Here is a 22445-nt window from a genome sequence, read left to right on the forward strand (position 1 = left end):
CCCCTAACAATTACGCTTCTTGACCAACTGTTTCGTCTTCAATACCTAGCTCTTTCTTAATCCAGTCATAACCTTCTGACTCAAGACGCTGTGCAAGCTCAGGGCCGCCTGATTTTACAATACGTCCTTGCATCATAACATGTACAAAGTCAGGAGTGATGTAGTTTAGAAGACGTTGGTAGTGAGTGATGATTAAGCATCCAAAATCTTCACCACGCATTTCATTGATTCCTTTGGAAACAACCTTTAATGCATCGATATCAAGACCCGAATCGATTTCATCAAGAATCGCAATCTTAGGTTCAAGCATCATAAGCTGCAGAATTTCATTACGCTTTTTCTCTCCACCTGAGAATCCTTCATTTAAATAACGTTGTGCCATATCCTGATCCATCTCAAGGAAATCCATTTTGCTGTCCATTTTACGGATAAACTTCATTAATGAGATCTCATTGCCTTCCTCTTGGCGGCTATTGATCGCTGAACGTAAAAAGTCTGCATTTGTTACCCCGCTAATTTCACTTGGATATTGCATAGCTAGGAATAGACCTGCACGTGCACGCTCGTCAACTTCCATTTCCAGTACATCGTCACCATCAAGGGTAACGCTTCCTTTAGTTACTTCATATTTAGGATGACCCATAATTGAAGATGAAAGTGTTGATTTACCTGTACCGTTTGGTCCCATGATTGCATGGATTTCTCCACCTTTTATTTCTAGGTTAACACCTTTTAATATTTCTTTGCCTTCAATTTCAACATGAAGATCATTAATTGATAATTTTGAACCTGCCATTACTATACCCTCCATCAATAAAAGAAGATTTTATCTTACGGCAGTTAGCCGCAACCCTCTATTCTCATTTTATTCTCATTACAATCTTATAACAAATTAAAAGTGTTAGCAACTCTCTTTCACTTATTTAACAAGTCATTCGTAGTGGAAACTAGAGGTATATGTATTTATAGTTTTTTTTGATTATTAAACCCCATAAAATTCACCTTATTTATTTTAACCTTGCCCATTAATATCATGTATGAAGAGGGAATTATCAAGAAACAGATATTTTAAATACACACTTTACTTTAGTACGTTAATAATCTTTAATTTTCTTATTAGTTGAAAAAAAGGAGATCAGCACTTAGCTGAGTCCCCTTTTCTTCCTTATATTATAGGTTCATTTTTTATGAGTGAATTTTTCTCTCGAAATCAGCAACCATCTGCTTGCTTTTTATATAGTCTTCTTGACGCTTTTTTTCTACTTTCATTCTTACTTCGTGTTTTTGACTATACAATGCATACCCAACACCATGGGATCCACGCATAGCTTTTTCCATATCGTGTGTGTAATTTAATTGCAGCTGGTTGATAAAAACCAATCCTTTCATCAGTTCGGATTTTTTTTTTACGTTAAGATTTTACACCGAACTGAAATGAATTACAAAGGTGAAAATAGGAAAAAAAACATCATAATAAGTGGATGAAAACTGATTAAAACGCTTACATCTTTATTATGCTTTAAATATTGTGAGAATTCGTAAGAAAGAAAGTATAAAAATTTTTTTAAGAAATAAATTGATGCAATAATTCCTGTATGGTAAGCGTTATTAAACAATGCCTAAAATTTAAAAAAACTCGCCTATTGGCGAGTTTTCATTAAATTAGAATGCAGGAACAACTGCACCTTTATATTTATCAAGAATAAAGTTTTTTATATCTTCAGAGTGTAGTACTTCTATTAAAGCTTTGATCTTTTCACTATTTTCATCACCTTTACGAACGGCAACAATATTAACGTAAGGTGACTCACTTCCTTCAATAGCAATTGAATCTTTTAATGGATTCAGACCCGCATCAATAGCATAGTTTGAGTTAATGACAACCGCATCGCCCTCATTGTTATTATATATTTGCGGTAATAACGATGGCTCATATTCAGTATCAAATTTAATATTTTTTGGATTTTCAGCAATATCCTCTAAAGTTGCAGCTGATTTATCTACACCTTCTTTTAACTTGATAAGACCTTCAGCTTCTAGAATTGCTAATACACGACCATGGTCAGCTACAGAGTTACTAATAATAATATGTGCCCCATCCGGTAATTCGCTTAAGCTTTTATATTTTTTAGAGTACACACCCATTGGCTCAATATGAATGGATCCTGCATTAACGAAATCATATCCATTTTCCTTGATTTGAAGTTCCAGATATGGAATATGTTGAAAAAAGTTTGCATCTAATTCTTTTGATTCTAACGCTTTGTTTGGAAGAACATAATCTTGAAATGGGATAATTTCTAAATCAATGCCTTTTTCTTTTAATAATGGTTTTGCTTCTTCAAGAATTTCAGCATGTGGCACATTGGAAGCACCAACTTTTAATGTTGTATCTTCTTTACCTGAATCACTTGCACTGCCACCATTATTTTCCTCTTTTGTTCCGCATGCTGCAAGAACTAGTGCTACTGTAAAAGTTAATACGAATAATAGCCATTTCTTCTTCATCCCACTAACACTCCTTATCGTTTATCTAATTTATTTGTAATAAAATCGCCAATAAATTGAATAATAAATACAATAATAAGAATGATGATCGTCGCCATAAGAGTTACATCATTTCTAGTTCTTTGAAACCCTTCGAGATAGGCGAGATTCCCTAGGCCGCCTGCCCCAATCACACCAGCCATAGCTGTATAACCGACTAAAGCAATTGCTGTTACTGTAATCCCTGAAATAAGCGCAGGCATCGATTCAGGTAAAAGTACTTTAAAGATAATCGTACTTGTCTTTGCCCCCATTGATTTTGCCGCTTCAATTACACCTTTATCAATTTCCCTCAATCCGATTTCTACCATCCGTGCATAGAATGGCGCCGCCCCGATAATTAATGCAGGCAGAGCCGCATCTTCTCCTATCATTGTTCCTAGTAAGAACATCGTAAAAGGAATTAAAAGGACAATTAAGATTAAGAAGGGAATGGACCTAAAGATGTTAACAAAAGCACTTATTACTTTGTTAATGACGTTATTCTCCCAAATATTCCCTTTAGAAGTTAAAAACAATAATAATCCTAAAATGATGCCAAGAATAAATGTTGCAATAACCGAAATGCTTGTCATATAAAGTGTTTCAGTTGTTGCTTCCCACATCTTTTCCCAATTAACATTTGGAAACCAGCTATTAATCATTCGAAATCACCTCCACGCCTACTTGCTTGGAATGGATGAAATCAATCGCCCTTGTAATCTCAGAATCATCACCATCTAAATGGATAAACAATGTTCCAAATGAACCAGTTTGTGTATGAGAAATATTCCCATGAAGAATATTTACTGTAATATTGAAATCCCGAATAAGATTGGTCATAAGCGGCTGTTCAACTGCTTCGCCGACAAAGCTCAATTGGACGATTTGACCATGTGGATAAGATTCAAGAATTTGTTGTATTGTTTCCTTCGTTTCCTCAGATTCTGTCACTTGATGGACGAAGCGCTTAGTAATTTGTGCTTTAGGGTTTTTAAACACTTCCATTACTGGACCCATTTCAACAATCTTCCCGTTTTCCATTACCGCAACTCTATGACATATCTTGCGGATTACATGCATCTCATGAGTAATAAGGACAATCGTTAACCCTAATCGTTTATTGATATCGACTAATAATTCAAGGATGGCATTCGTCGTTTCAGGGTCTAATGCCGATGTGGCTTCATCACATAATAATACTTTTGGATTGTTTGCCAATGCTCTTGCAATCCCGACTCTTTGTTTTTGACCTCCGCTTAGCTGCGACGGATAGGCATCCTCTCTTCCTTCGAGGCCAACAAGCTTTATTAATTCATCGACACGTTTTAATCTTTCCCCTTTCGGCACACCAGCAATTTCAAGGGGAAAGGCGATATTCTCACGTACTGTCCGTGACCAAAGTAAATTAAAATGCTGGAAGATCATGCTTATTTCCTGGCGAGCTTTTCTTAAGCTTTTTCCCTTTATAAGTGATACTTCATTATTAGCAACAACGACGTTCCCACTTGATGGGATTTCAAGTCCATTCAACATCCGAATTAATGTACTTTTTCCAGCCCCGCTATAGCCGATAATTCCAAATATTTCACCTTCATTAATGTCTAAATTAACTTCATCGACTGCCTTTACTTGGCCCTGCTTAGAAGGAAAAATTTTCTGTACATTTTTGATTGAAATCATTTATGCTTCACCCTCTTCATAACCCATTTTTCATGGTAATGAGAAATTAAACTTTACTTTTGTATTTTACCTTTAGAATATAAGTACTTATTCTTTAAAAAAGAAAATGCCCTTCTGACATGAGCAGAAAGGCATGGGTAATCATATCCTTTCTCTCATCTCCCAAAGCTATAAATAGCTTTGTGTGAATTGGCACCATTTCATTAAATGACGGTTGCCGGGTTTCATCGGGCACATCCCTCCACCTCTCTTGATAAGAGCATAGCATCTATATTCAATTAACACTGTACATTAATTAAGCATTTCTCATTTATGAATGATATCGTATCACGGATATGAAGAGGGGTCAACGGTAATTTTTTGGAATTTACATTCCTTTTATCACAAATTATCTATCTATAACGATGTAGTTGTTATGAACGATACTGTACCAGTTGCGGCCTCAATTGCCTGTTCTAAATCTTCTATTAGATCATCGGCGTTTTCGATTCCAATTGATAGTCGAACTAAGTCTTCTGAAACGCCAGCTGCTTTTAACCCTTCAGAATCTAATTGCTGATGTGTCGTGCTGGCAGGGTGAATTACTAAGCTTTTAGCATCCCCTACATTAGCCACATGCGCCCAAAGTTCAAGATTATTAATGAACTTTGCTCCCGCTTCTCTTCCACCTGCAATACCAAATACGACAACAGATCCTGCTCCCTTTGGTAAATATTTATCTGCTAATGCTTTATCTGGATGATTATCACTTCCTGGATATAGGACCCAATTAACGGCTGGATGCGCTTCTAAATATTCAACCACTTTCTTTGTATTGGCAATATGCTCTTTCATTCTTACATGCAGGGTTTCGAGACCAAGTGTGAATTGGAATGCATTTTGTGGACTTAATGCAGGCCCTAAATCTCTAAGAAGCTGAACTCTCGCTTTTATAATATAAGCAACAGGACCAAGCGCTTCACTGTAGACTAGATTATGATAGCTTGGATCAGGCTCTGTAAACCCAGGGAACTTAGGCGAATTCCAATTAAATTTCCCCCCGTCTACAATGATTCCTCCTAATGCTGTTCCATTTCCCAACAGCCATTTCGTAGCAGAATGAATCACTATATCTGCGCCATGTTCAATTGGTCTGCATAAATATGGCGTTGCAAAAGTATTATCAACAATCAATGGTACACCATTCTCATGTGCTATTTCTGCTACTTTTTCAATATCTAATACTTTAAGACTTGGATTTCCAATTGTTTCTGCAAAAACAGCTTTTGTTTTCTCATTAATCGCTTTTCGAAAGTTTTCAGGATTTTCTGGGTCAACAAATTTTACTTGGATGCCGTACTTAGGTAGTGTAACAGCAAAAAGATTATACGTCCCACCATAAAGATTTGATGCTGCAACAACTTCATCCCCAGCTTGAGCAATATTTAGAATGGCTAATGTAATAGCAGCCATACCACTGGCTACCGCTAATGCACCAACTCCACCCTCTAATAATGCAACCCTTTCCTCAAATACAGTCACGGTTGGATTGTGAATACGAGTATAGATATAACCAGGCTCCTTCAATCCAAATAGATTGGCTGCATGCTCTGTGTTTTTAAATTGGTAAGCATTATTCTGGTAAATCGGAACAGCTCTTGCACCAGTTACAGGGTCTGGCTGCAGACCGCCATGTACGCCAAGTGTTTCTAATCGATAGTTTTTTTGCTTCTCTGTCATATTTATCTCTCCTTTTCTTTTCGTGCATTGAATCATTTTTTTGCTTATGCTGCTTTTACTACTTAAAAGAAGAGTTGAAAAAACCCTCTTCACAAGAAGAGGGTTGGTATCATCTCTTCTTATCTTCCAGAGCATGAATGCTCTGCTGGAATTAGCACCGTGTAATGTACCGGTTGCCGGGCTTCGTAGGGCCAGTCCCTCCACCTCTCTTGATAAGAATATTCAGTTTTACTTACTCACTTAAGTTATTAAAGAGATACTAACATACGAACAATAAGCAGTCAATATTAATTTTGAAATTTCTGATAAAAAAGCACAAGCGCCTCATTCAACCTCATAAATAGCATATGCTCTCACTTTTAGTCGTGCGATGAATATACTGTCGAAGCCTTTCTTATGGAGGTATACCTTTTTTAAAACCATATTTTCTAACGAACCTTACATAAGAAAAAGAGTGATTCTAAAAATAGTACTTTTCGAAATGTAGCTTTAACAGTGATTCCACTTCCAGTGATCGCATCTCTTAATTTCTCTTGTCCTGTTAATATCGAATAAATCCTTTCTTTTGGTCCTGTAATGATTGCATCATAGATTTGATCAGGATCGGGAAAGTGTACGGTAATTTCACCATCACGAAAGAGTAAGGGTATCTCTTCAATCTCAGACTTAATACAGATTGAAAAAGCATTGCCCCTTAGCAATTGATTTATATGTCCATTTGATTTTACCTCTTCTATAAATGCCGTTGCTAATTCAACCATTTTTACACCTCAGTTTGTTACAAGCTTACTTTATTAGAAGTAATCAATATTCATATTCTATACTTCTACATCGAAGGAAATCACTCCTCCATTTTTCATTCGACAACCCCAGAGCAAAAAAAGACAATGCCTCGACGATTTTCAGCATTGTCCTTCATTTCCCAAGAAATATGTCATATTCCCATAAAATTCAAAATGTTTTTGCTGCTGTTGCAGCCTTTTTTGTCTTATTATAGTTCCTAAAAACAATATAAAAATAACTAGAGCCGACTAAGTATAGTGCAGCAGTAATAGAAAACACAAGTGCATATCCCCAATAAGCTCCGTATTTAACTACAATTCCAGTTGATACAGGTCCCATAACTGCCCAGCCTAAATTAAAAACCATTTGATTAACCGAGTTGGCCAGCCCTTTCATAGAATCATCAACTTTAGACATCATAAGTGTTATTTGAATTGGATTACCAGCATTCATGAGTGCTTGTCGGAATAAAAACCCAAGTGCTGCAAGCCATAAATTTTCTGTATAAGCGGTTAGGAGAAGAAAAGGAAGTGACGTTAATTGAAGAATGACTACCGCTTTAACCTCACCGACTTTACGCACAACCATTGGACCAATAATCATAGCGACTGCTGTTGCAGCTTGCCCCATGGATATGATAAATCCTATCATAGAATTAGTTGCAGAAAAACGATCTGCAAAATATAAATTAAGATAAGGAATGACTAATCCAGCTCCAATCCCTATCATAAGCTGGGCAAATGCGAATAGAAGAATGACTTTGATATTTTTATTATTACTAAAAATCTTTATTGGTGATTTTTTATTTATGTCTTGGTTCTTCTTCGCTTTTTTAGGCGGATCCTTAAATCGTATAACTGGTATTAACCCGATAAGAAAGATAATCCCCCCAATGAGAAGAGTAAATCGAATACTATTTAGTGTTGTTGTGAACATCGAAAAAATATCCGTGAAAATACCTCCGCTCAGGTTACCTATAACATTTGCCCCAGTCATGACTGCAAAATGGATACTAAATAAATGGACTCTTTGCTCCGGTTTTGAATTTTCTGCTAGCCAAGGTATTCCAGAAACTTGAACAAAAGCAATCGTCAATCCTGTAAAAAAGGCAAAGAGAAGCAAAAGGGATTGGGACTCGATAACACCTCTAAATAAAAGAACAAGTCCTGAAGCTGCTGTCCCAAACAGCATTGCTTTTTTTCTCCCTATTCGATCACTTAAAATACCAGCGGGAATTAGGATTATTGCAGTTGCTAATGCTGTCATAGAGATCACTTGCCCATTTATCTTCTCAGAAAAGCCAAGCTCCCGAATATAAAAATTATAAATCACCATAAAGATTCCTAACCCAATTTGTGTAAAAATATTTGCAAAAATGGCTTGCTTAATATTATGGTTATATCCGCGAATTTGAGTTGCCCATTCTTTATAAAATGCCATTGTTTTTCTCCTTGTAACTATTTCGCATCCCTAAATATAATAACTGCTTTTGGAAGCACTTGTAAATAAATAAGTAGAGAATTCTGAAAAAAAACCTTCACTTTTGGTCTTACAAAGCTTTCCTTATCTTGCCGCATTGTCGACACTACTGGTCCTTTATGTCAGGGTAGGCACTAAAGCTAGAAAAAATAAAAAATGCCAAGCGATTTCACCTGACATTTTTTTAGATGGTTTTTTTTATTTTTTCTAATAAGTAGGGAACGGAATGAAAGGCATACATTTTTTCATCAAGCCTGCCTTCCTTAAAAATCAAAAGACAAGGGACACTTTCAACTTCCCATTGATCAGCGATATCAGATATATAATTCAAATCCGACTTCCCTATCGACAAATCTGACATTAGTTCCTTAATGATCATTAACATTTTACCAGCTACCTGACAAGTACCGCATAGAGGCGTGTAAAGGTAAAGTAAGCCAGTTTTTTTGTCGTTAATGAATGCTTCAATTTCTTCCCGAGACCATTCCTGCAATCATATCATCCTTTATCTAAAAACTCCGTATAAACATCAATATTAGCTCCAAGTAATACAGATGCTATATGATGTTCAGGTGCAGTAGCAACCTCCCTATACATCCGGTCTATATAAAGATGCTCTGCCTCTGGGAATTCCTTCTTAAACTGCTTTCGCAGCTTTTCACCTGCTGCGTCTGCATCCACTAGTATAAAAACATCTTTATCATATAGCATATCTATTAGTTCATCTAGCTTCGTGATGCCAATTGTACCATTTGTACAGATAATATCTACCGGCTCTCTGACAATCGCCTGAACTTTTCTCTTATCTGTTGTTCCCTCTACAATGATTACTTTTTCCGTTAGCTCATCATTCATCCTAATCACCTGAACTGAGTTGTAATTTTTCCGATCAACTATGGGTGGATAAACATTCAAATATGGAGATTTTCTTACCTTACCATATTCATTATTCTTGATAATGGTGTGGATATCCTGCCATTTAACCATTATTAATTAGTTTGCCTCATGTTAGCCACACCTATAAAGCAATGGATGAAAAATCTCATCTAACGTTCTAAAACTATTGAAAAGGGAGCTACCATAATTGTGATAGCTCCCTTTCCATGTCTTCTCATGTGCTAGGGAAATCTACTTTCTTACCCAGCTACTAGATATTGAATTAATCTTCTTTTACCATTTCTTCATATTGTTCAGCAGTCATCAGTTTGTCTACTTCACTAGCATCAGATAGCTCAACAACGATCATCCAAGCTTTTTCATATGGTGATTCGTTAACAAACTCAGGATTATCGTTTAAATCTTCATTAATAGCGACAACTTTCCCACTAACTGGTGCATAAAGCTCAGATACAGTTTTAACGGATTCAACGCTACCGAAAGGCTCGTCCGCTTTAATTTCGTCTCCTACCTCTGGAAGCTCAACAAATACGATATCTCCTAGCTCAGATTGAGCGAAATCAGTGATACCAATACGAACTTGCTCGCCTTCTGTTTTTACCCACTCATGCTCTTCTGAATAACGTAGTTCTTTAGGTGTGTTCATTTTTAAACGCCTCCAATTTTTATGATATTTGATGATCGTAAATTCGATCTCTTCCTTCATCATGGCAAAAAGAATGATGTTTTTCAATCTTTTTTATGAAATCCATGATTTTTCGTAATCCTCTTCCTTAAAGCCAACTGTAACCTTATGCCCATCTGTTAATATTGGTCGTTTTATAAGCATACCGTCTGTAGCCAATACATCAAGCAGTTCATCATCTGATAGTGTTTTAACCTTATCCTTTAACCCAAGCTCCCGGTATTTCATCCCACTAGTATTAAAGAATTTCTTAATGTCTAAACCGCTATTTTTGTATAGCTCCTCCAGTTCGCTGCGGGAAGGTGGATTTTCAGCAATATGTACAGCTTCATAACCTAAATGATGATCATCCAACCATTTCTTGGCTTTTCTGCAGGTACCACATTTAGGATACCAATAAAAAGTTAGAGCCATTTTTTTCACCACCATTGTCTAGCATGTCCAATCAAAAAAATAAATTTACAGCTTTAAAGGAAATACTATCATAAATTTTCATTTATTCATAACATTTGATACACAGGATAGTTCGACAAATATCCATTTATTCGTTCATAAAAGGAAACAATTTAATATAGGGCTATTTTCTAAGAGATTGTTATTTCTAGATATTAATCATTTAAAGTTTTCAATATCTATTAATGATCGTGAGCACGTCAAAGCCTATAATAAAGACTCCCTTCTTAGATGAAGGGAGTAAATTGGCATATTATAAAATGTATTTCTCTGCTTCAATTATTTTATCAGCTGCTTCACGTTTCTTCGCAATCACATTAATCGGTGTATGGCGTGTGAACTTACGGAGTGCTGAAATCATCATTCTTAAAGCATCACCTGTTTCAACTGCCACGAGTGTTTCTTTTGCATCTTGCTCAATTTTATTAAACGCTTCTTGGCAGAAGGTTTGTGTATAAAGTAGCTTTTGCTTGCTCTTTTCTACACCGTCTTTTTTAATCGCCTTTTCTGTACGAAGAACGGCAGATTCCATTGAATAGGCATTTGAAATAATATCAGCAATATTTACTAAAACTTCCTGCTCTTTTTCAAGTGCTTTTCCGTACTTTTGTGCAGCTAAGCCTGCAGCAAGAAGACCGATTTTCTTCGCATTCTTTACTAAATATTTTTCCTGAGCAAGTGGCTCATCACCTGGCTCTTCAGGCATTAGCATCATCAGCTCTTCCTGCAATGCCATTGCTTTCTCGAATAATGGCAGCTCGCCCTTGAATGCTTTGCGAATATAAGTTCCAGGAACTAATAAACGGTTAATCTCATTTGTTCCTTCAAAGATGCGGTTAATACGCGAGTCACGGTAAGCCCTTTCGATCTCATATTCAGCCATGAATCCGTATCCGCCATGGATTTGAACACCCTCGTCTACTACATAATCTAGGACTTCTGTAGAGAAAAATTTATTTAAAGAACACTCAATCGCATATTCTGCAATGGATTTTGCTACTTCCTTTCCATCTTTTACTTCTTCTTCTGATAGCTTGCTCATGCGGTCTTCGAATAAGCCAACAGTTCGGTATACAGAGCTTTCAGCAGCATAAATTTTGGAAGCCATTGTTCCGAATTTTTCTTTCGTTAAATTAAATTGAGCGATCGGTGTTTTAAACTGCTGACGCTGATTAGCATATTGAACAGCAAGTTCGAAAGCACGCTTTGAACCGCCGACAGCACCAACACCTAGTTTATAACGACCAATGTTTAGAATATTAAAGGCAATGATATGACCTCTTCCAAATTCACCCAATAGATTTTCTTTTGGAACAAGTGCATCCTCAAGTATCAGCGTACGAGTAGAAGAGCTTTTAATTCCCATTTTCTTTTCTTCAGGTCCGACAGATACGCCTGGGAACTCTCTTTCAACGATAAAGGCTGAGAAATGCTCTCCATCAATTTTTGCATAAACGACAAATACATCAGCGAATCCAGCATTTGTAATCCATTGTTTTTCACCGTTTAACACATAGTGTGTACCCTCAGCATTTAGTTTTGCAGTTGTTTTAGCACCAAGTGCATCTGAACCTGATCCTGGCTCTGTTAATGCATAAGCAGCAAGCTTTTCACCAGTGGCTAATGCAGGTAAATATTTTTGTTTCTGTTCTTCGTTGCCGAATAATACGATTGGCAGTGAACCAATTCCTACATGTGCACCATGTGAAATGGAGAAGCCACCTGCGCGCGCCATTTTTTCGGCAATAAGGGCAGAGCTTACTTTATCTAATGCTAGACCACCGTATTCTTCAGGAACGTCAGCACCTAATAGTCCTAATTCCCCTGCTTCCTTTAATAGTTTGACAGACCGATCGAATTTATGGTTTTCCAAATGTTCAACCTCTGGAAGGACCTCATTAATAACAAATTCCTCTGTTGTTTTTGCGATCATTTTATGCTCATCTGAGAAATCCTCAGGTGTGAAAACACGGTCATAGGAAAGATCTTCAATTAAAAAACTTCCACCCTTGATTAGGTTTTCTGTTTGGTTTGACATATTCTTTTCCTCCATTCTATTATTTCTAAAACGATCAATTAAAGTGAAACTTCCATCAGTGGTGGTTTTTCGACGCACAGGACGTGCTAGTGCCGACGTTGCCACAGGACGTGGCGTTCTTAGTCGGCTTTCATCCCCCACTGATGGTTAGTTGCGGCCCACAGGAAGTGGGTCACGCAGACGTTGCCACACGATGTGGCGCTTTTAGTCTGTGTTCATTTTACGGGCATTTACGGGCAGTTGATCCCCCACTTACTCTTCTTTGCATACGCGAATCCTTGAAGTGGGGTCTTACTGCCCATTAATCTGCGATTAAAGTAATTCAAATACTCCAGCTGCACCCATTCCGCCGCCAATACACATCGTTACAACACCGAATTGCTGGTTGCGGCGCTTCATTTCATGGATAAGAGAAAGTGTTAATTTAGCACCTGTACAGCCAAGTGGATGTCCTAATGCTATAGCTCCGCCATTCACATTTACTTTCTCTTCATCTAGACCAAGCTCTCGAATAATTTGGATGGATTGAGATGCAAAAGCTTCATTTAGCTCAATTAATCCAATATCTGAAAGTTCAAGTCCTGCAAGCTTCAGTGCTTTCGGGATGGCTACAATCGGTCCAATCCCCATGATTTCAGGAGGGACACCGCCAACAGCAAATGATCTGAATTTGGCCATTGGTTTAAGGCCTGCTGATTCAGCTTTTTCACGGTCCATAACCATGACGGCAGCAGCTCCATCACTTGTCTGGGACGAGTTTCCTGCTGTTACTGTTCCTGTTACAGAAAATGCTGGGCGAAGCTTTGATAAAGTTTCAACGGTTGAATCCGCACGAACGCCTTCGTCTTGGCTGAACTTGATTGTCTTTTCGATTAACTTATTGTCTTTCCCAACGGATCTTAACGTAACATCAACAGGAACAATCTCATCCACAAATTTACCTTCAAGAATCGCTTTTGCTGCCTTTTGATGACTGCGTACAGCAAATGCATCCTGATCTTCACGGGAAATACCGAATTTTTTAGCAACCTCTTCTGCCGTATGGCCCATTCCCATATAATACTCAGGGGCTGTTTCAGCCAATTTCGCATTTGGCCTAGTGATATGCCCCATCATTGGAACAAGGCTCATGGACTCTGCTCCACCGGCAATAATCGTATCAGCGTGGCCAATCATAATTTTTTCGGCTGCATAAGCGATTGACTGTAAGCCCGAAGAGCAGTATCGATTGATGGTAATGGCTGGTACTGTATATGGAAGACCAGCTAGCGCACCAATATTACGAGCCATGTTTAAGCCCTGCTCTGCTTCCGGCATGGCACATCCAATAATTAAGTCATCTATATTTCCTTCATAATTCCCTGCTCGCTTTAATGTTTCTTGAACTACAAGGGCACCTAGGTCATCCGGTCTTACATGAGCTAATGTTCCTTTCTTTGCCTTTCCGACCGGGGTACGGGCACCTGCAACGATAACCGCTTCTCTCATTTTGTTCCCTCTCTTTCCATGTGATGAATCTTTTTAAAAAAACTTGGCGTTCGCCAAGTACTTTCGGCGAGTGCTTAGTTTTTGCGAATTTCGTTAATCTAGCAATCTATTAATTGCGTAATGGCTTTCCTTTAACGAGCATATGCTGCATGCGTTGAAGTGTTTTAGGCTCTGCAAGCAGACTCAAGAATGCCTCTCTCTCTAAATCCAGCAAGTATTGCTCATCAACTTCTGTTCCAAAAGGCACTTTTCCGCCAGCAATTACATAAGCTAATTTTTTCGCTATTTTCATATCATGTTCAGAGATATAGCCAGAGTACATCATAGCCTTAGCTCCTAAGAGCAATGTTGCGTATCCTGTTTCCCCCGTTACTGGAACCTTCTTACGGATAGGCGGCATGTAGCCCTTTTCATGCAGAGTTAGAACAGCTTGTTTTGCATCATATAGGAGATGATCACCATTGACACTAATGCCATCCGCAAAGTTCAAGAAGTTGTTATCCCTAGCTTCTTCTCCTGACGTAGAAACCTTCGCCATGGCAATTGATTCAAATACTTTATTTGCTACTTTCTGAAGGTCGAATTCTATTCCATTTGGCATACTTTCAAGGTGCTTAATATAAAGCTCCTTGTTTCCGCCTCCTCCAGGGATGAGACCTACTCCAACTTCAACTAGTCCCATATAGGTTTCACTAGAAGCTTGGATATGGGCCGTTGGGAGACAAACCTCTGTTCCTCCACCTAAAGTCATTCCAAACGGTGCTGAAACAACTGGCTTTGAACTATATTTAATTTTCATCATTGCCTGTTGGAAATGACGTACAACCATATCAAGTTCATATATATTGTCGTCCTGAGCTTCCATCAAAATCATGGCAAGGTTTGCACCAACACTAAAGTTCTTGCCTTGGTTACCAATCACTAGTCCTTTAAAATTCTTTTCTACTTCATCGATTGAAAAGTTAATCATTTGAATGATATCTAGACCAATTGCATTGCTCTTTGAATGGAATTCAAGCAGGGCAACTCCATCGCCAAGATCCACTAAGCTAGCACCACTATTCTTTTTAATAACGCCTTTTTGCTGTTTTAGTCTTTTTAAATTGATAACTTTTGGGTTTTCTTCTACTAATTTGTACTCGCCGTTTTGATAGAAATATAGATTTCCTTCCTCTTCTTTATAGAAGGATGTAAAGCCTTTTTCGAGCATTTCATGTATCCAAGAAGGAATTTCTCCTCCTGACTCTTCCATTTTCTTTACGGATTTTTCTACACCTATCGCATCCCATGTTTCAAATGGACCCAGCTCCCAGCCGAAGCCCCACTTCATAGCCTTATCAATAGCTGCTACATCATCTGCAATTGTCCCGAGCAATTCGGCTGAATATATGAGCACCGGGCTTAAAATATTCCAAAGAAGCTTACCAGCACGGTCATCCGCATAAACAAGCGCTTTCATTTTGTTTGCGGTACCCTTCTCCTGTTTGCTTAATTCTGTCGCAGCGGTGCTAAGCTTTTTACGTGGTCCGTATTCTAATGTTTGTGGGTCAAGCTCGAGGATTTCTTTGCCTTGTTTCAAAAAGAAACCTTGACCAGATTTGCTGCCTAGCCAGCCCTTATTAAGCATTTCTTTTATAAATGCAGGTATCTCAAAGGCTTCTCTTTCTTTCCCATCTACTAGCTCATATACGTTATTGGCAACATGAACAAATGTATCAAGACCGACAACATCTAATGTTCTAAATGTAGCGCTTTTCGGCCTGCCGATTAGCGGACCAGTGACTGAATCGACTTCACCGACACTATAACCGCCTTTTTGCATTTCCTGAACTGTCACTAATAAGCCGTAAGTACCAATTCGATTTGCAATAAAGTTTGGGGTATCCTTCGCTTCAACAACCCCTTTTCCTAAAACATCCTCGCCAAATTGCTTCATAAAGGCTAAAACTTCAGCATCTGTATTTTTTGTTGGAATCACTTCTAAAAGCTTTAAATAGCGAGGAGGATTAAAAAAGTGTGTGCCAAGAAAATGTTTTTTGAAATCTTCAGAGCGTCCTTCCGCCATCACTTCAACAGAAATACCGGAAGTGTTTGAGCTTACGACGCTACCTTGCTTACGGTATTGATCTACTTTTTCAAAAACCTGCTTTTTAATATTGAGATTCTCTACGACAACCTCAATCACCCAATCAACATCCTTAAGCCGCTCCATATCATCATCAAAATTACCAGCTTCAATTAACGCAAGATTCTTTTTAGAAGTAAGTGGAGCAGGCTTTTGCTTTAACAGCTTTTGTCTGCCGGCTTCACTAATGCGGTTACGAACTGCCTTATCGTCAAGAGTTAATCCTTTTGCCTTTTCTTCATCCGTTAATTCTCGAGGTACAATATCTAACAACAAAGTAGGAATACCAATATTCGCTAAGTGAGCGGCGATACCTGAGCCCATTACACCAGAACCAAGAACGGCAGCTTTTTTTATTTGTTGGATCAACTTTATTTCCTCCTTTTTCACCTTTGAATGAATACTCATTCATTTTTTTATCAAAAAAAATTCCCTGAATGAGTCTTGTTATCTATAACTATAAAATATTTAAAAAATTTACGCAATAATTTTCATCCTAAATATTAGAAAATTTTTAATTAACGGACATTACTCTTCAGTCTTTCTAATGAAAATATGAAGAATGGGCAATCTACTACTGGAGGTGAAGATACTATGGCAAGAAGAAAGAAGGAACCTTCTAAAGCTGGGGTTAGTGCAGCAAGTGTAAAGGGCAATGCTGGTCCTACTGTAGAAGCTGACGGTGGCGGGAAAGTGAACAGCCAAAATAATCAATTTAAAAAAAGTTAATATTTGCAAATTTCATTTTGAAACTCAGTCTCTTTTAGCAATTCCTTGGAAGAGGAGTTTATCTCCCCTGTTGATTTCCGCTGCAGGCACTCGCCTGCAGCGGAAATCAACAACAAATTAGCATTATCAACACTGAGCTTTAATACAGCCAATAAAGATGAAGAAAGCCGTTTTCTATTTAGTGAACGGCTTGAATTAGTTTTTAAATTGACATAAAGTGAAACTTCCATCAGAGGGGGGGTTCTTTCATCCCCCCACTGATGGTTAGTTGCGGCCCACAGGAAGTGGGTCACGCAGACGTTGCCACACGATGTGGCGCTTTTAGTCTGTGTTCATTTTATGGGCATTTACGGGCAGTTAATTCACCACTTAGGTTTCTTTGATTCTCTCGCAAACTTGAAGTAGGGGTCTTACTGCCCGTTAATCTGCGATAAGCTAAGTAACTGAAATAATCCATCAAACTTCAATTTTCCACTCCCCATTTCTATTACAGATATGTGGACAGGTCGAGCAGTTTTTATTGCTTTTCGTTAAATAGGCAAAGCAGCAGGTATTCCTTTGTCTAATTTCTTTTTTAACTCTTTCATTATAGGTTTTTTCTTTATAAAATCGCTTAAGCGGATTTTCGTGATAATCACCAAATAGCTTACCTTCAGCTTGCAAAACAATAAATTGAAAATCTTCTTTTGCACGTTCAAGCAGCTCGTCTTCTATTTCTGCCTGAAAAAAATACGTCTCATATAACCAATAAATATATATTGCAATATTCTCCCATAAAATAAGCTTAGAAATCCTTGTTACCTTTGCCACACAAGTAATGATTGGATACACGTGCTCTTTAAATAAAGCCTCAATGCAATTTTTTCTCCACAAATCTCTATTAGGTCCTGCCGATACCGACTCTAAACGAGAAAAATAAAAACGTGGAAGCCATACTTCAGCTTGAACATCTGTCTCAATGGATATATCTTCAAACGAAATGGAAAGCATTTCATCCCTGCTGGTCATTGTATATAGATACAAAACTGCTAAAAAAGCATATCTTTTTATAAATATAGAGCCTGCTGCCTTATAATTCTCAGCTTCAATATGACTTCCTAGTATATCTAAATATTCCTTCATCCTATTCTCATCTAGCAAATTTATTACTTGAAGGGAAAGGGGAGATTCATTTTTTTCAGTTGTTAGCCGCATTTCCTTTAGTTCCTGAACGAGAGACTTTGAAAAACTAACCAATAAACACTTCCCCTTTCTTTAAAATACACCTGCCCTTTCCATAAGGAATACAAAGAGGTGTACCAAAAAGAGGGTCAGTCGTTACTTGACAATCCATGTCAAAAACATTTTTCACAAGACTGCAATTCATGACATGTTCAGGTTTCCCTTGTGCAAATATCTTTTTATCCTTAATTGCTACAATATTATGCGCATAGCGGCATGCTAAATTTAGATCATGAAGCACCATCACAATCGTTCTTTTCTCGATTTCATTTAACTCAAACAATAAATCAAGAATTTCGATTTGATGAGACATATCTAAATAGGTTGTCGGTTCATCAAGAAGGACAATCTCAGTATCTTGAGCCAGGGTCATCGCAATCCAAGCCCTTTGTCGTTGACCACCAGAAAGCGAATCAACAGGACGATCCTTCAGGTCTTCTATCCTCGTTGCTCTTAAAGCATTATTCACTTTTTCTTCATCTTCTTCTGTCCATTGCTTTAGCCAGGTTTGGTATGGATAACGTCCTTGCTTTACCAATTGAAGAACTGTTAATCCCTCTGGGGCAGTTGGTGACTGTGGAAGTATTGCCATTTGTTTAGCAACTTCTTTAGTCGGCATTTTCGCAATCGCTTTCCCTTCTAGCAACACTGCTCCATCTTTAGGCTTTAACAACCTGGCAATCGATCTAAGCAAGGTTGATTTCCCGCACCCATTTCCACCAATAAAAATCGTAATTTCGCCTTTTGGGATTTTAAGATCTAGTTCATTAATAATGATGCTATCCCCATATGAAAGGGTTAATTTTTGAGTTTCTATTGATCCCATCATATCGACCGCTCCTTTTATGATAAGTGTAGCGTTTAGCTTAGCAAGGTATGGTCACTAGGCATTACGCGTTTTAAATAATAAATAAACGAAGTAGGGCGCACCAATACCAGCCGTAAAGACACCAGCAGGTATTTCGATAGGTGCAAGTACCGTTCTCCCAATAAGATCCGCTAGCATGACTAGGATAGCGCCTATAAGCGCAGATACCGGAAGTAGAGCACCGAATGCTGAACCAACCAATCTTCTTGCCATATGAGGTGCCATCAAGCCAACAAAACCGATTCCTCCAGCAAATGCTACTGAGCTTCCAATAAGGGCAGTACTAATCATTAATAATATAAATCGCTGTTTTCCAACAGAGCTTCCAACTCCAGTGGCAATTTCATCTCCAAGCTCCTGTATATTAATATTTCTAGCCATCACAAACGCTAAAAGTAAAAAAATCACTGCCCAAGGAGCTAAGGTCATAACATTTGTCCAATTTGAGCCATACACCGTTCCTGTTATCCACATATTTGCTTCGCTCGCACGATAAATAGGACCTGAAATCATCATGATTGTTGTTAAAGCTTGCATGAGAGCCGAAATACCAATCCCAATTAACACAAGCCTAATTGGTGTAACACCGTTTTTCCATGAAAGAAAATATACTGCGATGGCAACAACTCCTGCACCGATAAATGCAGCAAGAGGCATCCACTCAATACTTACGGTTAAAGCATTGCTATCATCACTAAAAAATGTCAAAAACGATACGACAGCGACTGATGCTCCACCAGTAATACCAAGGATATCTGGAGAAGCTAACGGATTTCGTATAATTCCTTGCAGAATACCACCAGCAACAGCTAATGACATTCCAACGATTAGTGCGATCAAAATTCTTGGCAGACGGAACGATTGAACCACAAGCTGTTCCATCTCTGTTCCACCACCAAAGAATACTTTTACAACATTCAGTGGACTTATTTTCATTTCTCCTATACCCGTACTCAAAACGAATACAATTCCAGTCACGGCCAGCATCACAAAAAAAACGGATGCAGCCCTTTTATCGATAAGAAAAGAAGCTTTTCCTTTTAGAATTCGAATATTTTTATACTTACTCATTTCGCATTGAACCCCTTTCTTGCAATATAAATAAAGAATGGAGTTCCAATAATAGCAGTCATCACTCCTACCGGGACCTCCTGAGGCATAATAATGTACCGCGCCAAAATATCAGCGGCAAGCAAAAGAATACCACCAAGAATACCGGAAAAAGGAATCACCCAACGATGATCAATTCCAACAATCTTTCTCGTAATATGAGGGATGACGATCCCTATAAAACCAATTGGCCCGGCAACCGCAACAGAACCGCCTGCTAGAAGGATAATACAAATACCAGCAGCGATTTTTAAAATAGCCGTATTCAGTCCTAATCCCTTTGCTACATCTTCTCCCATTGATAAAACATTCATTTTTGTAGCAATAATTAATGATCCAATCCAGCCGACCATTAAATAGGGAAGAACATTCGTTAAAATTTCTAATTTCCTGCCTTGGACAGATCCTGCAAGCCAAAATAAAACTTGTTCTAATGCTGCCTCATTTAACACTAAAAATCCTTGTGTAAATGAAGCAAACATAGCAGAAATAGCTGCACCTGCTAACGTCAATTTCATTGGAGTTAGTCCTTCTCTGCCAACAGAACCAATTATGTATACACTGACTCCCGCAACTGTAGCCCCTAAAAAAGCAATCCAAGTAAAGGCTTGAAGATTTGCGATTGAAAAAACACTAACAGCAACGACAACAGCAAAGCTTGCTCCCGCATTTACGCCAAATAACCCGGGTGAAGCAAGCGGATTTTTCGTTAAAGTTTGCATCAGTGCACCTGCAATGGCTAAGCTGCTTCCAACTGCTGCAGCAATTAAAGACCGTGGCAATCTCACTGTTTCAATAACAAGATGCTCCGTTGAACCATCATTATGTCGAAACGTATCAAAAAACATCTTCCAAGTCGTATCTGTGTACCCATATACAATACTCGCACACATTAAAAAAAGTAATAAAATGATAATGACAAATAGACCTAATACTCTTTGACTATTATTTTTTAGTAGCATGGCATAAAACCTTTCAAACAGAATAGTATAATGATCTTTTTAATTCTATTGAAACTTATTTACCTTGAACTGTCAATGATCATGATAATCATTTTCATTTAGTTGTTGACAATGTGTGAAAACCATTTTATGATTAGTTTGTAATTGAAAATGATTATCATTAACAGCTTATGGAGGAAAATAATGAAGAATTTAAAAAAGCTTTTACCTGTCCTATTTATGATGATGATCTTCGCTTTAACTGCTTGCAGCAATAGCGAAGAAGAAAAAACATCAAAAAGCGAAACCGATAACAGCAAAGCTGAAAGTACTGGTTATACAGTTGAGCATGCAATGGGATCAACTTCGATTGAGAAAACACCTGAAAGAGTCGTGATCTTGACAAGTGAAGGTACGGAAGCTCTTTTAGAACTAGGAGTAAAGCCGGTGGGTGCTGTAAAGCCTAATACACAAGATACTTTCTATGATCATGTTGCAGACAAGCTGAAAGATGTGAAGATTGTCGGAACAGAGCTTGAGGTAAATGTTGAAGCAGTAGCAGCTTTAAAGCCAGACTTAATTATTGGTAACAAAATGCGTCATGAAAAAATTTATGACCAATTGAACTCTATTGCTCCTACTGTCTTTGCAGAGACACTTCGCGGCAACTGGAAAGAAAACTTTGAACTATATGCAAAAGCTGTAAATAAAGAAGAAAAAGGAAAAGAAGTTATTGCCGCCTATGATGCACGCATCAATGATTTGAAGGAAATGTTAGGTGACAAGGTTAATACAAAAATTTCAATGGTACGTTTCATGCCAGGAGATGTGCGTATTTATCAGAAAGATACATTTTCTGGTGTAATATTGGATCAGCTTGGTTTCCAACGACCTGATAGCCAAAATGTAGATGAATTCGCGATTAGAAATTTAACAAAAGAACAAATTCCTTTGATGGATGGAGATGTACTCTTCTATTTTACATATGAAACGGGTGATGGAGAAGCAACCCAAATTGAAAAAGACTGGTTAGAGGATCCATTATTCCAAAAGCTTGAAGTTGCTCAAAAAGGAAATGTTCACAAAGTAGATGACGTTATTTGGAATACAGCAGGCGGTGTTATTGCTGCAAATTTAATGCTTGATGATATTGAGGAATTTTTCCTTAAATAAAGTGAAACTTCCATCAGTGAGGGTTTTTCGACGCACAGGACGTGCTAGTGCCGACGTTGCCACAGGACGTGGCGTTCTTAGTCGGCCTTCATCCCCCACTGATGGTTAGTTGCGGCCCACAGGAAGTGGGTCACACAGACGTTGCCACACGATGTGGCGCTTTTAGTCTGTGTTCATTTTACGGGCATTTACGGGCAGTTGATCCCCCACTTACTCTTCTTTGCATACGCGAATCCTTGAAGTGGGGGTCTTACTGCCCGTTAATCTGCGATAAATTTCTATATTTCGGTGCTCCTTACCCCTTTTGGAGCCAGATCCCTCCCTACTAAAGAATCCGTATTAAAATACGGATTCTTTTTATTTATGGCTGTGTTAAAGCTCTGTGTTGAAAATGCTATTTTGTTGTTGATTGCAACGGAGGGCGCGAGATCCTCAAAAATGCATTCGCATTTTCTTCGTGCGCTGAGTATTCTGGGAAGATTATTCAACGTCCTGTGGGAGAAGCGAGTCAAAGGAAGACCCCGCAG

The 22445-nt window shown here is 38.1% G+C and carries 21 protein-coding genes and 2 riboswitches; of the genes, 2 read left to right on the forward strand and 19 right to left on the reverse strand.

The annotated features are described in order from the left end of the window. Positions 1-10: 10 nt before the first annotated feature. The 15 genes from sufC to FSZ17_RS19385 all read right to left on the reverse strand — a co-directional run bounded on the left by sufC (position 11) and on the right by FSZ17_RS19385 (position 16242). Entirely contained in the window at positions 11-796 is a 786-nt protein-coding gene (sufC, locus tag FSZ17_RS19315; RefSeq protein WP_057773384.1) for a Fe-S cluster assembly ATPase SufC, read from the reverse strand. A gap of 389 nt (positions 797-1185) precedes the next feature. Then, complete coding sequence (locus tag FSZ17_RS19320; protein WP_057773386.1) at positions 1186-1389, reverse strand: YuzK family famiily protein; 204 nt, start codon at positions 1387-1389, stop codon at positions 1186-1188. A 273-nt stretch (positions 1390-1662) separates the two neighbouring features. Then, on the reverse strand, positions 1663-2508 hold the full coding sequence (locus FSZ17_RS19325) for a MetQ/NlpA family ABC transporter substrate-binding protein (RefSeq protein ID WP_057773388.1): 846 nt from the start codon (positions 2506-2508) through the stop codon (positions 1663-1665). A 14-nt stretch (positions 2509-2522) separates the two neighbouring features. After that, a complete protein-coding gene (locus tag FSZ17_RS19330; RefSeq protein WP_057773393.1) occupies positions 2523-3191 on the reverse strand; it encodes a methionine ABC transporter permease in 669 nt (222 codons plus the stop codon). Further along, entirely contained in the window at positions 3184-4209 is a 1026-nt protein-coding gene (locus FSZ17_RS19335; RefSeq protein WP_057773396.1) for a methionine ABC transporter ATP-binding protein, read from the reverse strand. The genes FSZ17_RS19330 and FSZ17_RS19335 overlap by 8 nt, the downstream gene beginning before the upstream one ends. Positions 4210-4361: 152 nt before the next feature. Then, positions 4362-4469: riboswitch (SAM riboswitch) on the reverse strand. Between the two features lie 136 nt (positions 4470-4605). Then, entirely contained in the window at positions 4606-5928 is a 1323-nt protein-coding gene (locus FSZ17_RS19340) for an O-acetylhomoserine aminocarboxypropyltransferase/cysteine synthase family protein (protein WP_057773398.1), read from the reverse strand. Positions 5929-6044: 116 nt separating this feature from the next. After that, positions 6045-6147: riboswitch (SAM riboswitch) on the reverse strand. Between the two features lie 209 nt (positions 6148-6356). Continuing rightward, the gene (locus tag FSZ17_RS19345; RefSeq protein WP_057773400.1) at positions 6357-6689 is read right to left on the reverse strand and encodes a hypothetical protein; all 333 of its coding nucleotides are present in this window, start codon (positions 6687-6689) and stop codon (positions 6357-6359) included. A 190-nt stretch (positions 6690-6879) separates the two neighbouring features. Beyond that, entirely contained in the window at positions 6880-8151 is a 1272-nt protein-coding gene (locus FSZ17_RS19350) for an MFS transporter (protein ID WP_057773402.1), read from the reverse strand. 223 nt (positions 8152-8374) lie between these two features. Continuing rightward, positions 8375-8683 (reverse strand): thioredoxin family protein, encoded by a 309-nt coding sequence (locus tag FSZ17_RS19355; protein ID WP_057773404.1) that lies wholly within the window; start codon positions 8681-8683, stop codon positions 8375-8377. A gap of 5 nt (positions 8684-8688) precedes the next feature. Then, entirely contained in the window at positions 8689-9045 is a 357-nt protein-coding gene (locus FSZ17_RS19360; RefSeq protein WP_057773406.1) for a toprim domain-containing protein, read from the reverse strand. 304 nt (positions 9046-9349) lie between these two features. Continuing rightward, the gene (gcvH, locus tag FSZ17_RS19365) at positions 9350-9733 is read right to left on the reverse strand and encodes a glycine cleavage system protein GcvH (protein WP_057773926.1); all 384 of its coding nucleotides are present in this window, start codon (positions 9731-9733) and stop codon (positions 9350-9352) included. Between the two features lie 93 nt (positions 9734-9826). Further along, entirely contained in the window at positions 9827-10186 is a 360-nt protein-coding gene (locus FSZ17_RS19370; protein ID WP_057773408.1) for an arsenate reductase family protein, read from the reverse strand. 292 nt (positions 10187-10478) lie between these two features. After that, on the reverse strand, positions 10479-12263 hold the full coding sequence (locus tag FSZ17_RS19375; protein WP_057773928.1) for an acyl-CoA dehydrogenase FadE: 1785 nt from the start codon (positions 12261-12263) through the stop codon (positions 10479-10481). A 312-nt stretch (positions 12264-12575) separates the two neighbouring features. Next, entirely contained in the window at positions 12576-13751 is a 1176-nt protein-coding gene (locus tag FSZ17_RS19380; protein WP_057773410.1) for an acetyl-CoA C-acetyltransferase, read from the reverse strand. 109 nt (positions 13752-13860) lie between these two features. Next, complete coding sequence (locus FSZ17_RS19385) at positions 13861-16242, reverse strand: 3-hydroxyacyl-CoA dehydrogenase/enoyl-CoA hydratase family protein (protein WP_057773931.1); 2382 nt, start codon at positions 16240-16242, stop codon at positions 13861-13863. 228 nt (positions 16243-16470) lie between these two features. On the opposite strand from FSZ17_RS19385, the gene FSZ17_RS19390 reads away from it, so the two are divergent. Then, a complete protein-coding gene (locus FSZ17_RS19390) occupies positions 16471-16605 on the forward strand; it encodes a YuzL family protein (RefSeq protein ID WP_082625291.1) in 135 nt (44 codons plus the stop codon). A gap of 456 nt (positions 16606-17061) precedes the next feature. On the opposite strand, the gene FSZ17_RS19395 is transcribed toward FSZ17_RS19390, so the two are convergent. The 4 genes from FSZ17_RS19395 to FSZ17_RS19410 are packed head-to-tail and all read right to left on the reverse strand — an operon-like array spanning position 17062 to position 20766. Further along, positions 17062-17841 carry an IucA/IucC family C-terminal-domain containing protein gene (locus FSZ17_RS19395; protein WP_057773414.1) on the reverse strand — a complete coding sequence of 260 codons (780 nt, stop codon included), beginning with the start codon at positions 17839-17841 and terminating at the stop codon, positions 17062-17064. Next, the gene (locus FSZ17_RS19400; RefSeq protein ID WP_407643415.1) at positions 17834-18655 is read right to left on the reverse strand and encodes an ABC transporter ATP-binding protein; all 822 of its coding nucleotides are present in this window, start codon (positions 18653-18655) and stop codon (positions 17834-17836) included. The genes FSZ17_RS19395 and FSZ17_RS19400 overlap by 8 nt, the downstream gene beginning before the upstream one ends. 54 nt (positions 18656-18709) lie before the next feature. Beyond that, complete coding sequence (locus tag FSZ17_RS19405) at positions 18710-19765, reverse strand: FecCD family ABC transporter permease (RefSeq protein ID WP_057773415.1); 1056 nt, start codon at positions 19763-19765, stop codon at positions 18710-18712. After that, positions 19762-20766 (reverse strand): FecCD family ABC transporter permease, encoded by a 1005-nt coding sequence (locus tag FSZ17_RS19410; protein WP_057773417.1) that lies wholly within the window; start codon positions 20764-20766, stop codon positions 19762-19764. The genes FSZ17_RS19405 and FSZ17_RS19410 overlap by 4 nt, the downstream gene beginning before the upstream one ends. Before the next feature lie 183 nt (positions 20767-20949). On the opposite strand from FSZ17_RS19410, the gene FSZ17_RS19415 reads away from it, so the two are divergent. Beyond that, on the forward strand, positions 20950-21918 hold the full coding sequence (locus FSZ17_RS19415) for an ABC transporter substrate-binding protein (RefSeq protein ID WP_057773419.1): 969 nt from the start codon (positions 20950-20952) through the stop codon (positions 21916-21918). Positions 21919-22445 lie beyond the last annotated feature (527 nt).

It is taken from the genome of Cytobacillus dafuensis, from assembly GCF_007995155.1.
In the GTDB taxonomy this organism is placed as follows: Bacteria; Bacillota; Bacilli; order Bacillales; family Cytobacillaceae; genus Cytobacillus; species Cytobacillus dafuensis.

What these genes read in the sequence shown, in the direction of transcription:
- sufC (WP_057773384.1), bottom strand. Translation starts at nt 796, where the DNA reads ATGGCAGGTTCAAAATTATCAATTAATGATCTTCATGTTGAAATTGAA.
- FSZ17_RS19320 (WP_057773386.1), bottom strand. Translation starts at nt 1,389, where the DNA reads ATGAAAGGATTGGTTTTTATCAACCAGCTGCAATTAAATTACACACAC.
- FSZ17_RS19325 (WP_057773388.1), bottom strand. Translation starts at nt 2,508, where the DNA reads ATGAAGAAGAAATGGCTATTATTCGTATTAACTTTTACAGTAGCACTA.
- FSZ17_RS19330 (WP_057773393.1), bottom strand. Translation starts at nt 3,191, where the DNA reads ATGATTAATAGCTGGTTTCCAAATGTTAATTGGGAAAAGATGTGGGAA.
- FSZ17_RS19335 (WP_057773396.1), bottom strand. Translation starts at nt 4,209, where the DNA reads ATGATTTCAATCAAAAATGTACAGAAAATTTTTCCTTCTAAGCAGGGC.
- FSZ17_RS19340 (WP_057773398.1), bottom strand. Translation starts at nt 5,928, where the DNA reads ATGACAGAGAAGCAAAAAAACTATCGATTAGAAACACTTGGCGTACAT.
- FSZ17_RS19345 (WP_057773400.1), bottom strand. Translation starts at nt 6,689, where the DNA reads ATGGTTGAATTAGCAACGGCATTTATAGAAGAGGTAAAATCAAATGGA.
- FSZ17_RS19350 (WP_057773402.1), bottom strand. Translation starts at nt 8,151, where the DNA reads ATGGCATTTTATAAAGAATGGGCAACTCAAATTCGCGGATATAACCAT.
- FSZ17_RS19360 (WP_057773406.1), bottom strand. Translation starts at nt 9,045, where the DNA reads ATGAATGATGAGCTAACGGAAAAAGTAATCATTGTAGAGGGAACAACA.
- gcvH (WP_057773926.1), bottom strand. Translation starts at nt 9,733, where the DNA reads ATGAACACACCTAAAGAACTACGTTATTCAGAAGAGCATGAGTGGGTA.
- FSZ17_RS19370 (WP_057773408.1), bottom strand. Translation starts at nt 10,186, where the DNA reads ATGGCTCTAACTTTTTATTGGTATCCTAAATGTGGTACCTGCAGAAAA.
- FSZ17_RS19375 (WP_057773928.1), bottom strand. Translation starts at nt 12,263, where the DNA reads ATGTCAAACCAAACAGAAAACCTAATCAAGGGTGGAAGTTTTTTAATT.
- FSZ17_RS19380 (WP_057773410.1), bottom strand. Translation starts at nt 13,751, where the DNA reads ATGAGAGAAGCGGTTATCGTTGCAGGTGCCCGTACCCCGGTCGGAAAG.
- FSZ17_RS19390 (WP_082625291.1), top strand. Translation starts at nt 16,471, where the DNA reads ATGGCAAGAAGAAAGAAGGAACCTTCTAAAGCTGGGGTTAGTGCAGCA.
- FSZ17_RS19400 (WP_407643415.1), bottom strand. Translation starts at nt 18,655, where the DNA reads ATGATGGGATCAATAGAAACTCAAAAATTAACCCTTTCATATGGGGAT.
- FSZ17_RS19405 (WP_057773415.1), bottom strand. Translation starts at nt 19,765, where the DNA reads ATGAGTAAGTATAAAAATATTCGAATTCTAAAAGGAAAAGCTTCTTTT.
- FSZ17_RS19410 (WP_057773417.1), bottom strand. Translation starts at nt 20,766, where the DNA reads ATGCTACTAAAAAATAATAGTCAAAGAGTATTAGGTCTATTTGTCATT.
- FSZ17_RS19415 (WP_057773419.1), top strand. Translation starts at nt 20,950, where the DNA reads ATGAAGAATTTAAAAAAGCTTTTACCTGTCCTATTTATGATGATGATC.